Annotated in this window: 10 protein-coding genes and 1 tRNA gene; 6 read left to right on the forward strand and 5 right to left on the reverse strand. The window is 53.8% G+C overall.

All coding sequences use genetic code 11. The features are described from left to right. Positions 1 to 36: 36 nt before the first annotated feature. The 5 genes from BOW53_RS11240 to thiO all read right to left on the reverse strand — a co-directional run bounded on the left by BOW53_RS11240 (position 37) and on the right by thiO (position 3,462). On the reverse strand, positions 37 to 666 hold the full coding sequence (locus BOW53_RS11240) for a superinfection immunity protein (RefSeq protein WP_078488081.1): 630 nt from the start codon (positions 664 to 666) through the stop codon (positions 37 to 39). Between the two features lie 453 nt (positions 667 to 1,119). Then, positions 1,120 to 1,554, reverse strand: a complete 435-nt coding sequence (locus BOW53_RS11250) for a Panacea domain-containing protein (protein ID WP_078488082.1) — start codon at positions 1,552 to 1,554, stop codon at positions 1,120 to 1,122. A gap of 207 nt (positions 1,555 to 1,761) precedes the next feature. Then, positions 1,762 to 1,837, reverse strand: a tRNA-Thr gene (locus BOW53_RS11255). 56 nt (positions 1,838 to 1,893) lie between these two features. Beyond that, a complete protein-coding gene (locus BOW53_RS11260; protein WP_078488083.1) occupies positions 1,894 to 2,331 on the reverse strand; it encodes a Fur family transcriptional regulator in 438 nt (145 codons plus the stop codon). Positions 2,332 to 2,358: 27 nt separating this feature from the next. Further along, positions 2,359 to 3,462 (reverse strand): glycine oxidase ThiO, encoded by a 1,104-nt coding sequence (gene thiO, locus BOW53_RS11265; protein ID WP_078488084.1) that lies wholly within the window; start codon positions 3,460 to 3,462, stop codon positions 2,359 to 2,361. Positions 3,463 to 3,623: 161 nt separating this feature from the next. Here thiO and BOW53_RS11270 point away from each other — a divergent pair, with 161 nt between their 5' ends. From BOW53_RS11270 to BOW53_RS11295, 6 genes are read left to right on the forward strand one after another with little or no spacing between them, the layout of a single operon-like run. Continuing rightward, the gene (locus BOW53_RS11270; RefSeq protein ID WP_172838881.1) at positions 3,624 to 4,169 is read left to right on the forward strand and encodes a PilX N-terminal domain-containing pilus assembly protein; all 546 of its coding nucleotides are present in this window, start codon (positions 3,624 to 3,626) and stop codon (positions 4,167 to 4,169) included. Positions 4,170 to 4,179: 10 nt separating this feature from the next. Continuing rightward, positions 4,180 to 7,977: a pilus assembly protein gene (locus tag BOW53_RS11275; RefSeq protein WP_078488086.1), complete on the forward strand. Its 3,798-nt coding sequence runs from the start codon at positions 4,180 to 4,182 to the stop codon at positions 7,975 to 7,977. Then, on the forward strand, positions 7,967 to 8,530 hold the full coding sequence (locus BOW53_RS11280; RefSeq protein ID WP_078488087.1) for a GspH/FimT family pseudopilin: 564 nt from the start codon (positions 7,967 to 7,969) through the stop codon (positions 8,528 to 8,530). The genes BOW53_RS11275 and BOW53_RS11280 overlap by 11 nt, the downstream gene beginning before the upstream one ends. Before the next feature lie 27 nt (positions 8,531 to 8,557). Continuing rightward, the gene (pilV, locus tag BOW53_RS11285) at positions 8,558 to 9,079 is read left to right on the forward strand and encodes a type IV pilus modification protein PilV (RefSeq protein WP_172838882.1); all 522 of its coding nucleotides are present in this window, start codon (positions 8,558 to 8,560) and stop codon (positions 9,077 to 9,079) included. Positions 9,080 to 9,129: 50 nt separating this feature from the next. Continuing rightward, entirely contained in the window at positions 9,130 to 9,846 is a 717-nt protein-coding gene (locus tag BOW53_RS11290) for a PilW family protein (protein WP_216641103.1), read from the forward strand. Positions 9,847 to 9,865: 19 nt separating this feature from the next. Next, on the forward strand, positions 9,866 to 10,342 hold the full coding sequence (locus BOW53_RS11295) for a type IV pilin protein (protein WP_135607089.1): 477 nt from the start codon (positions 9,866 to 9,868) through the stop codon (positions 10,340 to 10,342). Positions 10,343 to 10,689 lie beyond the last annotated feature (347 nt).

Genomic DNA, 10,689 nt, shown 5'->3' on the forward strand with positions numbered 1-10,689 from the left:
TCCTCAAACTTTGGTCGGTGAGAGAAGCTACCTATGCTACCGCAGCTTACCCTCTAACCAACTCTGTCGAGTTGCACTTGGAAATTGAATTCGCGCTTTCAAATATTGGCAAAATCTTTTTTTTGAGGAGCCTTCGTCTGGATAGTACTTCTTGGAGGTTGAGTCAATGACTGAGGCGAGTTGGAATAGGGCGCTCTCAACTTGTGGCGGTTCCCCTCTCAAATCAGAGAGGGCCATGAAGAGTCTCTTCGAAACTCCCGCCAAAAACTGGATACGTTCTTCTGGTTTCATGTTTTCTGCCGGTTGTTCCAAATCCCTCGGTTCGGTGGCGTTGTCTATATCTCCAGTAAAGACTTTTTTTCTAGAATCAAACTCCTCCTGAGTTATAGCGCCTTTCTCTTTCAGTTCATGCAGTTTTTCAATATCATCTGTGGCAGTAATTTGGGGTGCTTGATTGTTATTCGCCTGTTTGGGTTCTATGAAGCACCATACGAGAGCGATTAACCAGCCGATACCCCAGAAGATGCCACCAAGGATATTTACCAGGATGATTGCTACTTTGTAAGGGTGGTTTTTCTTACTGGCGATGTATGTTGGTAAGAGGAAAACAAACAATAAGATCAATAAGGTCAGTATTTGCCAAATGCTGATGCCACCGATGCCCATAGTTTCCCCTTTTGTGTTTGTTCTGTACGTGCTGCTGGTTAATGATCGTATAGAGAAAATGACCCATCAAACCATAGAACAAAGAATATATCCCGAACGCGATAACCAACCATAGGTTTCATACCGCAGAACCGGAAAGCTAATAGGTTGTGCTTGTCTTCAGTAATAAAAGCAGGGGATGCAGCTTTTATGGAGTCCTTGTCGATCTTTTCAAAACCGAGGCCGTGACGATCCTGCTTTTTAATCTCTCCATGGTAGTGAACGTCGCCTAAAAATTGCCTCAGCGAAATTTGCCTTTTCTTCTTGATTTAAATTCGAAAGGCAATAATCACCAGGTTGTAGTCGTTCAAGGGAGAAAATGGGAGGGTTGTCGTCATAGTTTGGAATATCTTCTGCTGATATTCGGGCGCCTTTATTCTTCCTTGGCTTTTTAATTCTATCCCTTGCTGCCATCTATTTGACCCTCGTTTGAAAATACTCCTTCATGGCCTCAATGGGTATCTCACTCGCGTATTCTTCATGCGCTTGCCACGGGGGTTCGCTATGCGTCATGTTGCGCAGTTTCCACGCGCTGAATTGTCCAAATACCTCATAGATCTCTTCTAAGAAGTCAATCTGCTCGTCAGTGAATCGGTCTGAGGGGTTGTACTCGACATCAGTTATGGGGGACTTACCGTGCTCTTTGTACTTGTGATAGAGGTCCGGTGAAACAGGACCATGCGTCCAAGCGAAAATTCTTTCTTCGAACAGGGGTTGGTCATACAGTGCAAGGTGGAAACCTTGGGCGTAGTAGACAAGTTTTTGAAGCTTGAGGTTTGACATGCCGCAGTCTTCGGAGTCAATCCCCTTTGCTACAAAGTACTGTGCAACATCATGTATGGAAGGCATGGAGAATCCTCTTCTCAAACTCAGTGTGAGTATCTCAACTGTTTGATACGTATCCGTACGCTCATCAACGTTTAATTATATACCCTGTGATAAGAAAAAGTAGATGAGCGCTTACTTTCAGTGCTGGAGTATATTTATTATGACTTTGTTTTGGATCTTTTGTCCAGAATAAAAGTAATCAAATTTGATGTAACTTGTTGAAAAACATGGAGCCACTGAGCGGAATCGAACCGCTGACCTACTGATTACGAATCAGTTGCTCTACCGACTGAGCTACAGTGGCCTGAGGAAGGAGCGGCGAGTATAAAGAACAGAATCTCGCTAGACAACAACTTGAGCCTAGCTGTTGTTTTTGCTCTTGAGATGGATGACCACTTCCACGCGATCCACTTCGGTTCCCTCGGGCAGGTGTTCAGGCATCGGGATGCCGATCTCCTGTTCAGGGATATCGCTGAGTTCCTGGGTTTCAGGATTGTAAAAGTGGTGATGCCTGTGGGTACTCGAATCGTAGAAAGAACGGCTCGAATCCACAATCAGTTCACGAATCAGGCCCTTGCGGGAAAACAGCCCCAGGGTGTTGTAGATGGTGGCCTTGGAGACCTTGCGTCCACTCTCGTTGGTAAGGTCGAGAACCTGCTCGGCCGTCAGGTGCTGCGGGCGGGCGAACATTGCCGAGGCAATCTTGACCCGCTGGGCCGTTGGGGTGATGCCACGGGAACGCAGGAGGCGCGTAGTTTCCCGCTGCTGGTCCGTGTTGTTGCTGGTCGATTCGTTCATAGCGTTGAATTATATGCAGAAAAGAGCCTAAGCGTCTATTTCCTCGCGCGGGGCGTTCAGCGCGTATGGTGCGGGTGGGAGGATGGGCTCCCGTTCCAGCATGATGTCAGTAATCAGGCGGCTCGAGGCCGGGCCGAGTACGACGCCGTTGCGAAAATGCCCTGAATTGACAAACAGGCCGGCGACGTCGGGGTGTGGGCCGATATACGGGATTCCCGCCGGGGAACCCGGCCGGAGCCCGGCCCACTGCTTTTCGATGGAGTAGGACTTTAATGCCGGTAAGCGGCTGGTTGCGATACGATAAAGCTCCTCGCCGGCCTCTTCGGTGGTTCTTTTGTCGAATCCTTCGTGTTCCAGGGTGCTGCCGAAGAGGATGTGTCCGTCCCGCCTGGGAATGATGTAGCGGTCGTTTTCCAGGGTGATGCGGTTGATTACGCCGGGCTCTGCCTTGAAAAGGATCATCTGGCCACGTACCGGGGTGATTTCCATGGTTGTCCCCAGCTCCCCCAGCAGCTGTTTTGTCCAGGCGCCGGCGCAGATCAGGACTTTGTCGCTGCGATAGGTGCCCTCGTCGGTTTCGATGCCGCAAATCCTGCCGTTTTCTATCAACAGCCGCTCTACCGTGGTCTCCTCGTGGATCTCCACGCCACGTTGGGCCAGGTCCTTGTGCAGTGCCTTTACCAGGCGTGGGTTGCGCACCTGGGCCACGTCAGGCAGCCAGATGCCGGAGTCCGGTGTGTTATCAATGGCGGGTTCACGCGAGGCGATGCCCTCCCGGTCCAGAATCTCTATCCGGCTGCCGGACCGGGCTGCCCATTGCCGTGCGGTCTCTTCCTCTTCCGGGGAGAGAACAAGCAGACCGCTTTGGGTCCATTCCGGGTCGATTCCGGTGTCCAAGGAAAGCTGTTCGGCAAGTTCCCGGTAGTGCTCCTGTCCCCAGCATGCCAGGGCGGTGACAGAGTCAGCGTAGCGCCAGGGGTAGAGGGGGGAGATGATGCCACCCCCTGCCCAGGACGATTCGCGACCTGTCTTGAGGCGATCGAAGATGGCCACCCTGTAGCCGGCCATACTGAGTTCGCGGGCCGTGAGCATGCCGATGGCGCCGCCGCCGATGATAAGAATTTGGTGCATATCCAGTTGGGCGTGTGTGGTCGTTACCTGTTATCGGAAAATCATGTCACTTTATCATGCAAACGGGTGTTAATGCTGACATTTCTTCGTTTCAGGGACTATTATTAAGCATAGGGGGAACTCACGAATGTGGCTGAACAATCCAGATGGTTTACGAGTCCATGATTTCACGATTACAGACAAAGAGCGGACAGGCGGGAGCGGCACTGATAACGGCGCTTCTGATCCTGCTTATTATGACGCTGATAGGATTGAGTGCACTGCAGACCAGCATGCTGGATATGCGGGTTTCAGGCAGTCTCAAGGAAAAGGTAACAAGCTTTCACCTGGCGGAGAGCGGACTGTCTTGGTTCGAGAATGAGATCAGCAACCAGGGGGTGGCCAATATATTCGCCCCCGATGCGGTGACGAGCTACGACATTGACAGCGAGTTCGGTATTACGAGTACGACTACAGGTACGGTGAGCTTCACGGTACTGGATGAAGCGGCTGCCCTGGTCGAAGGCTATTCCGTGGGTGATTTCTCCGGTGTAGCCCGAATTGTTACCTCGGATGTGTACCGCGAGGGTAGCCATGCGAGGTCGATCCACAGGATGGGTATTGTTCCTACACAGCCGGGTGATGAGCAGACGCTGGTCGAGCCTGAACTTGAAACAGACGCAGGTGGCAATGAGATAGGCGGCTGGAGTCACCAGCAGGGTGGTTAAGGGTAGTGTTATGAATATTAAAGTGCGCGAAATTATGAAAAAGTGCGGCATCGTTGTCTGTGCCGCGCTTTACATTGCCACGCCGGCATTCGCCGACGACGTGGAGATCTTTTTCAATACCTCCAATGTCAGTGGTGAGGACATTGGTGACCCCTTGGTGATGTTCGGCCTCGACTATCGGCCCAATGTCATCAACGCCAACTTGTGCAACGCGGCCACCCTGGCGGAGGTTCAGAACTGTGGCTGGGACGATCCGACCACCACGGATGATGACGATTTCTACGCCGCCTACTACAACGTGTTCACCAATGAAGACGTGGCCGACGGCAGTCTCTCGTTTCTGGAAGTACTGCGCGCCAGCCTGCGCTACGTACTGGGTGAACTGGACGATGTGCGCATCGGCCTGATGCTCAACCATGCCCAGATCAACAACTGCGAAGGGGCCAGTGGCACGGCCGGCTGCAGCAACGGTGGCTATATCGCCATGGGCTTGCTGCCCATCGATGCGGTGGACAACAGCGGTGGCTGGTATACCACCTGGCTGGACAACGATGGTGACGGTGTCCATGACGTTGATGCCGGCGATGACCCTTCTACCGGGCTCAATATCCTCGACGGCAAGCTGGCATCCATTCTTGACCTGGGAACCGGTGCAGGTGCCCACTCCAACCAGGGCAAGGAGCTCTATTTCGAGCTCTACCGCTACCTGAGGGGTTGGGATATCTACAATGGCCATGTGGGCTATGCCGATTACGACGACCGTTGTGATGAGGACAATCTCGACGACGACACCATGCCGAGTTGTTTCGATCGGCGTGGAAATCCGGAAGACGACGATGATTACCCCGCAATCGCCTGGGACGCCACAACGGTGGGTGATGTAGGGATAGGTGCCACGGCTCCTGACTACCCGGTTGAAGAAGCCGGTAATACGGAATACTACTCCCCGTTCGAGGATCAGAGCCTCATCTGCAGCGGCGTCTATGCCATCAACTTCATGTTTGGTGTTTCCAACCAGGACAATGACTCGGACAACGAGATCGAGGACGATGATGCCGGTCAGATCAGCGCTGAAAGTGCCGGCATGGTCGAGCTGGACGGCAGCGACCCCATCGACATCAGTGGAAACAGAAACGAGTTCGGCACGCTAATCGAATGGCTCTACGAGGGTTCTGACGGTAGTCCGCGAGACCTCTCGGACCTGGCAGGGGTTCAGAACGTCACCTCCTACTTCATGTACAAGGGCAACGTTCAGAACACCATGAACGGCTACGCCGTCAGCGGTGGTTCCGGCCAGGCCTACGAGGTGCTGGACGATCCCAAGGCGATGGTGGATACCATCACCAATATCTTCAAGGAGATCCTGCGACAGAACACCACCTTCGAGGCGCCGGCGGTGACGGTAAACTCCTACAACCGCCTGACTCACCGCGACGAGCTCTTCTTCGCACTGTTCAGCCAGGAGGAGCACCAGAACTGGCCCGGTAACCTGAAGAAGTACAAGCTGGGTGAGATCACAACCGAGGTCTGCACCGATCTGAACGGTGATGGCGACACGACCGATCCGGGTGAGTGTGTTACGGAACCCGTGCAACGTCTCGTGGATCAGAACGACAACGAGGCGGTTAACCAGTCCGACGGTGTTTTCAAGGCAACCACCTGCAGCTTCTGGTCCAACTGCAGTATCGACAGGGACAATGACGGCACTGCTGATGCAGATGGTGATATCGTCGAGTGGGGTGGAGCTGCAGAGGAGATTACCCTGTCACGCACTCTCTACACCTACATCGGTACCGATCGCTATGCGGTACACGAGGATACGAGTCAAATCACCCACGAGATGCTGAATGTCTCGCTGGATGAGACAAGCGTTCATGCCGGGGATGATATCTGTGACGTGGACGGCGACAGTGATGGTGACTTTGAGTGCGTCGACATGGACGGCGACGGTGATGCCGATTCCACCGATCACGACCTGCTGAGGGAGGATCTGCTGCAGATTGCACGCTCCTACGATCCCGAAACCGGCGAAGTATTACAGAACATGGGCGATCCCATCCATGCACGGCCGGCGGTTATCGAGTACGACGCTGACCTGAGCAACCAGGGTGCATGCCCGGATCTCAGGATCGCCATGACCACCAACGAGGGGCAGTTCCACCTGATCGACGCCGGTGGTGACAGCGGATGCACCGACAACGATGCCAACGTGGGTGGTACAGAGGTTGTCTCCTTCATGCCTGAAGAGCTGCTGCCTCAGCTGAAGCAGGTGAACGGCCCGATCACGGTGGAAGGCACCGGGCAGACCCGCTTCAATACCTACGGCCTTGACGGTTCTCCCGTGGTCTGGCGTTACGATGCGGATGCCGGTGATGGCACCGCCCGGGACGGCGTGATCAACTACGGTGCCGATTCCGATGAAGATTTCGTCTATCTCTTCCTTACCCAGCGCCGTGGCGGCAAGGGTATCTGGGCACTGGATATTACCAATCCGACAAGTCCGGAGTTGATGTGGAAAGTGTGGGATGGCGATCTGACCAGTGTCAACGGCACATCCGCTGCAGACGTTTACAGCGAACTGGGCCAGACCTGGTCGACTCCGAAGCTGACGAAGATCAAGGATGGTGAGTACGACCGCGGCGTCCTCGTCTTTGGCGGTGGCTACGACCCGGACCAGGATGATGCCTACAGTTTCTCTGACACACAGGGCAGGGCGATATACGTTGTTGATGCCTACACGGGCGAGCCGCTCTGGACTGTTAGTGGTGAGGCTGCCAGCACTACGCCTACACAGCCGAGTGGGGGGGCAAGCGGAACCATGCTGATTCCCGAGATGGATAACAGTATCCCCGCTGAAGTGCAGCCTGCCGATATCGACAGTGACGGTTACCTGGACCGCATCTATGCAGTGGACGTGGTTGGCCGGGTCTTCAGGATCGATTTCGACATCCTCCCCAACGGTGATAGTACCAGTACCCAGATGTATGGTGGTGGGATGGTTGCCGCTCTCAATGACTCCAGCTGTGACGAAGAAGCCCCTACGGATGGTGTTGCGGATGCCTGCCACAGGCGCTTCTACAACAAGCCTGACGTGGCGGTGATGGTAGGCTACCCGGCGGCACCCTATGTCCAGGTGGCAGTGGGTTCAGGCTACCGTGCATGGCCCGCTTCGGTGAGCGGCATACAGGATCGCTTCTACGTGCTGTTCGATGAGAACGTGATCGATCCCCTGTTGTCCAGCGTTTATGGCACTGGGGCCGGTGAGCAGTATCACTGGACCGAAGACAGCGATCTCGCCAACCTCACCGACATTCCGGGTGATGTCTCTGACTACAGCGGTGCGCAGACTGCTGCGGAAACAGCCCTGGGAAACAAGCACGGCTGGTATTTCAATCTTGAACTCACGACCGATGCCGGTGGAACAGTGACGTCCCATGAGAAAGTTCTGAGTGATTCGGTGACCTTCAACGGACTGATCCTGTTTACCACCTATATCCGGAGCAGCGAGGACGAAGCGAACGTATGTGAGCCATCGCTCGGATCCGGGCGGTTCTATGCGGTCAATGCGTTCAATGGTTTGCCCGTGGGTGATATCAACCAGGGTGTTTTCTTCACCGAGGATACGGCACGCTCCGATTTTTCCGAAGCGGATCGCTATATGAACCTTGGGCGCAAGGGTATTCCCACGACACCGCAGATCATCCTCACGGATGAAGGGCCGCGGGTGATCGTAACCACCGAGTTGATCCCCGAGGGGCTGCTCGATAGTGATCTGTTCAGCAAAAAGTGGTGGCTCGATGCAAAATAAGGTTTGCAATATGGTCTCCCTGGTTCAAGGCAGCAACATGAAACGTCGTATGCAGGAAGGCGTCACGCTGGTTGAGTTGATGATTGCCCTGGCAGTGATTGTGACAATCCTCACGGTCGGTGTGCCGGCCCTTCAGAATATGACTCAGAACAACCGCCTGACCACCGAGACCAATCGAATGCTCGGGAACTTGATGCTTGCCCGGAGCGAGGCCGTGAAGCGACAGCTGGATGTTGCTGTCTGTCTCACCTCCGGGGCGGCAGTCTGTGCCGGTACATGGACGAATACGGATATCGTCGTCGTTGTAAATGATGAAGGCGATGATGACGATTTCGATGATGCCGACACCATGCTTCGACAGGAGAAGGGTCCTTCGGATGCAGGTTCACCTTCAGGGCAGACCTGGAGCGGTGCGACGCAGGTTGTCTTTACAGCGTCCGGCATGACGGATGGTGGAGCAGCCGTCGCCATGGAGCTTGCAGACGCTCGCGGAAAGAAGCGCTGTATTGCGGTTGCGGTATCCGGGCGTGCATCCGTTGTGGATTGCCCGTAAGGATGATGCCTTTTGGAGGGTATCCTTGTGAGATTTAAGAGTACATATCAGAAAGCGCGACAGCAGGGATTGACCCTGATAGAGGTGCTTGTTGCGGTTGTTATCCTTGCAGTAGGCCTGCTTGGCCTGGCGGGGCTACAGGTGCACGGTTTGCGCAATATCGCTGTTTCGGCGAATCACTCCCAGGCGGCGATTATCACCAATGAACTGGTAGAGCGTATACACCTCAACCGCGACAATTTTGCTGGCGAACTGGGGTTGGGTACTGATGCCTACCTGTCGAGCGAGTGCCCTGCATATGGCAGTCTGAACACTGCTGACGTTGCGGTTCAGGACCTGTGCCGGCTTGTGATGAAGGATTCCGATGGCGATGCAATACCCGACATAAAGGAAGATCGAATCGGCCGGTTCAAACTGTTGAGTATTGGTGAATGCGCCGTTGCCGACTGTCCTGCAGGTGGTTTCTACACCATTACGATTACCTGGGATGAACTTGCAGGCACGGGAGATGATCGAGAGGTCTCCTATACCGTGGACTTTATGCCTTAAGGGTGGTTTGTGTGATGAAAAAACATTTGCGACAAACTGGAGTGACCCTGATGGAACTTTTGGTGGCACTGGTCGTGTCACTGTTCCTGGTCGGAGGCATTTCTCAGATATTCATCCAGGGAAAGACGAGTTATAAATTGCAGGAGGGCGTCGCGATAGCCCAGGAGAATGCACGCGCAGCGCTCTACATTCTCGAGAGTCATCTCAGGCGCGCAAACTATTCCGCCGATTTTGCGGGAAAGGATTTCGGGGTTTTGCACGGATTCGGGGAGTATGAAGCCGGCTTGAGTTTTACCGTAGATACCCAGCTTCCGGTAAATGGTTCAGGTACCGGTGTTGATTCCGATATTCTCGTGGTTCGTTACCAGATCCCAGGTGATGGGGTTACCGATTGCACGGGCCGTGAACTCGCATACACCGCTGTTACGGATGTTACCCAGAAGTTTTTTATTGCAGCTGACGCGAGCGATGCAAGCAAGACCGCATTGTGGTGTGAAAGTCTCGTGACCGGTGGGGCCAGGGCAACAGCCCAGTTGATTCCTGAAATCACGGATTTGCAGTTGGAGTATGCAGAAGGGGATGACGATGCGTTGCCTACTGCTTCTGACTATTATGCGCCTGCCGATGGCGGGACGGATTGGGCTAATGTCGTTTCAGTGAAGATTGAAATCGAGACGAATGTGGATGGCGTGGTGGATGTGCCGTCTGTGACCATGTCCAGTGTTACTGCGCTGCGTAATCAACAGATCATGATCCTTGCGAATTAACAGTATTGGGAGCCTGAAGGTGAAAAACGTACATTTTGGTAAATGGCAATCAGGCATAACACTGATCGAATTGGTAATTGTTGTGGCTATCATTGGCGTACTTGCCGGGGTTGGCTATCCACTCTATGCAGAGCAGGTAAGAAAAGCCCGCCGTGCTGATGCGCAAGGCGCCCTTTATGGTTTTGCCAATGCCATGGAGCAGCATGCGGCAACCAATCCTGCAACCGGTTATGCCGGCGCGGCCAACGGGGGAGGAAATACAGGTGCCCCTGATGCGTCTGTCTTTCCTGATGAAGCTCCGTTGGACGCAGTAGACAAGTACTATGATCTCACGATCTCGGCGGTGACGATGGATGGGGTATATGGTACCGACTTCACGTTGCAGGCTGCGCCCAAGGGGAAGATGGCAGGGGACGCCTGCGGTAACCTGACCTTGACCAGTGCAGGCGTTCGTGGACGCTCGGGAGGAGAAGGCATGAATAAGTGCTGGAGATAGTTTAGCGGACAGCCATCCCCAGGTATTTTCCAATCCAAGGGCCCGACACGTCGGGCCCTTTTCATTTTGCCAGTGCTCAAGTTTCAAGCGGACAGCAGTTTCTGTTTTTCTTCTTCAGACTTGGTTTTCCAGGTGAACAGGCAATGGTGCATATGCTGCAATGGCCCATTCTTTGTTATGGGTTTGGCCAGGGAGTCGAAACTGCATAAGACCAGCTCGTATGTCCTTTTTCCTGATGTCTTATGTCAACCCTAGTGGGCCATGCGGTTAATTCGGCAACGCATTCTTTGCCCTATTCACCGAGGCAATAATTTTCTCAGCACTCTTGGTCCACTGGAATGGCTTGG

The organism is Solemya velesiana gill symbiont (assembly GCF_002020805.1).
Classification (GTDB): Bacteria; Pseudomonadota; Gammaproteobacteria; order Chromatiales; family Chromatiaceae; genus Sedimenticola_A.

What these genes read in the sequence shown, in the direction of transcription:
- BOW53_RS11240 (WP_078488081.1), bottom strand. Translation starts at nt 666, where the DNA reads ATGGGCATCGGTGGCATCAGCATTTGGCAAATACTGACCTTATTGATC.
- BOW53_RS11250 (WP_078488082.1), bottom strand. Translation starts at nt 1,554, where the DNA reads ATGCCTTCCATACATGATGTTGCACAGTACTTTGTAGCAAAGGGGATT.
- BOW53_RS11260 (WP_078488083.1), bottom strand. Translation starts at nt 2,331, where the DNA reads ATGAACGAATCGACCAGCAACAACACGGACCAGCAGCGGGAAACTACG.
- thiO (WP_078488084.1), bottom strand. Translation starts at nt 3,462, where the DNA reads ATGCACCAAATTCTTATCATCGGCGGCGGCGCCATCGGCATGCTCACG.
- BOW53_RS11270 (WP_172838881.1), top strand. Translation starts at nt 3,624, where the DNA reads ATGATTTCACGATTACAGACAAAGAGCGGACAGGCGGGAGCGGCACTG.
- BOW53_RS11275 (WP_078488086.1), top strand. Translation starts at nt 4,180, where the DNA reads ATGAATATTAAAGTGCGCGAAATTATGAAAAAGTGCGGCATCGTTGTC.
- BOW53_RS11280 (WP_078488087.1), top strand. Translation starts at nt 7,967, where the DNA reads ATGCAAAATAAGGTTTGCAATATGGTCTCCCTGGTTCAAGGCAGCAAC.
- BOW53_RS11290 (WP_216641103.1), top strand. Translation starts at nt 9,130, where the DNA reads ATGGAACTTTTGGTGGCACTGGTCGTGTCACTGTTCCTGGTCGGAGGC.